Genomic DNA, 2,045 nt, shown 5'->3' with positions numbered 1-2,045 from the left:
CTCAGGAATGAACTCAGGCATCTCCTGGGGGAACTGTAATCCGTCCATCTCTTTGCCAAGCGCCTTGAATTTCACCAGCCACTTTTCCCACAGGTTATCATAGTCTTTAAATACGGGAAATACCCGCGCCCCGAAACGCTCAGCTTTTGCTCCCTGAACTTCGTCTGGGGGTGGGGCGATTGCACAGATGTAGAGGTAACACCCCACCATCCGTTGCGCAATTCCCTGAGCAGGGGGAATGCAGAACACCCGGGTGGTGTACTGCGATAGAGAAATCTGCCACGCTTCCTGGAATATGTGATCCAGCGGCGGCATCGCTTCCGGAGCATGAATCTTGTCCTGAAACCAGAACTGATTCTTTTCCCATTCTTCCCTGTCGCTGGAAAAAAGCTGGTGGGCAGGATACATTTCTTCCCATCCTGCTAATTCAGCCGGGACCTCGAACTCGTGCGGATCTGGGAATCTTGATGTTGGTTTTTTTGCCATGATTAACTCCTTAATTAACATTCATTGTTATGTCTTGTTTAGTTGACTCTCTGTCCGGGTAACGACCGCCGATTTCACGGGTAATGCTCTGTCCCGCATGCAATACAGCTTCCGAGATTATCGCCTTCTGGTTTATCATTCTGCTCTTCAGTCCGGACAGGCTGATGGCGGCCACAGGATATTCATTAATATCAAACACCGGCGTACCTACGCAAAAAACGTCATCGGCGAATTCTTCGACATTATAACTGACCAGGGATCCACGGACATCCTCTAGCTCACGGCGCAGCTTTGCCGCACTGGTGATGGTGTGCGACGTACGGCTCTTTAACTCCGTGATGTCGCAATAGAGATCGATGAATTCCTCATCCATAAAAGCCAATATGGCTTTCCCCGTTGCTGTACAGTACATGGGATTCCTCGATCCGACGGGAAAATCGATGCGGATACTCTGAACCGATTCCTCGTTCACCAGGCAAAGAACGTCAACTCTGTCGCGGATGACAAGACAGGACGATTCCTGCATATCATTTGACAACTCCCGCAAGAACGGCTGCGCCTTTTCACTGATGGATTGATTGACGTCAACGAGAATCCCGAGCTCGAAAAGACGCATGCCTAACTTATAGTGGCCTTCTTCTGATCTCTCCACTATCCCCAACGATCGTAGCGAATTCAAGAACCGGAATGTGGTAGAACGATTGATCTCCGCCCGCGAAGCAATCTCATTCAGCGTCAACTGAGGATTCTTTCTAGTAAACTGCTCCAAGATTTGAAATGTCTTAAAAACAGATCCATTTTGCAGGGAGAGGTCAACAGCAGTTTTTGGGTGGTTTAATAGTTGAACCATAGGTTTAATATATAAGTGTAACTCAATTCGCTGCCATTGTCAAGAAAAAAGTTATATCGCCCCGTTTATCTGTAAAAGTCAGGCTTACGATAGTGGTCTTTCAGCTTCAACGCTGTCACCTCTACGTCTCGCCTAAGAAAAGGGTAGCTACAGTAACAGAACCTAAAACACCGTAGCCACCTTCCACGGTGGTGACCGTCTCCTGATAGGTGTTCCATCTGAGTGTCACAGCCGCATTTGTGTATTCTGTCAGCTGCGGATCATACCCATAGATATTGAGCAAGTAGGGTAAACCATACCCGTCAGGGATTTTCAGTGTAACACTCTTTGATGACTGCCCATCGTTGATCACTCGTTGGTTTACTGCATAGCCGCTTTCCAGAAACAAATACACTTCATACATGCCCGTATCTTCTGTCATAATGAGATCAAACTCGTATAATTCCTCCAAAAAAGACAGGTTCTTGATGCTGGGTCGCTGAGGAATAGTAGTGGAAGCAGTCACTGTTGGGAATGATTCCGCCTTAACTGTCAGTGTATACGTTTCCCCCTCAGCTGGGGTGAAATCTGGATTGAAGAAGAGGTTACCCCGTGCAGTGTCTTCCTCGAATTGAAACGAATATGTTGCGGAACTTGCATTATGCATAATTGTCACATCCGCACTCCGTATATCCACAGACATGGTATCGTTAAACTCATCTACTTTAAT

Annotated in this window: 3 protein-coding genes; all 3 read right to left on the bottom strand. The window is 47.2% G+C overall.

Annotation, left to right across the window (positions count from 1 at the left end):
• Positions 1-486, bottom strand: a 486-nt coding sequence (locus tag QF669_06430; protein MDP6457066.1) for a PEP-utilizing enzyme, mobile region, incomplete at its 3' end; no start/stop codon positions are given.
• Between the two features lie 10 nt (positions 487-496).
• Entirely contained in the window at positions 497-1,336 is an 840-nt protein-coding gene (locus QF669_06425; protein ID MDP6457065.1) for an IclR family transcriptional regulator, read from the bottom strand.
• Between the two features lie 121 nt (positions 1,337-1,457).
• A partial coding sequence (locus tag QF669_06420) for a DUF4249 family protein (protein MDP6457064.1) occupies positions 1,458-2,045 on the bottom strand: 588 nt, incomplete at its 5' end.

This window comes from Candidatus Neomarinimicrobiota bacterium (assembly GCA_030743815.1).
Classification (GTDB): Bacteria; Fidelibacterota; Marinisomatia; order Marinisomatales; family S15-B10; genus UBA2146.
The sequence above is the reverse complement of the archived record's forward strand: the minus strand, read 5'-3'. Positions and strand labels throughout refer to the sequence as shown.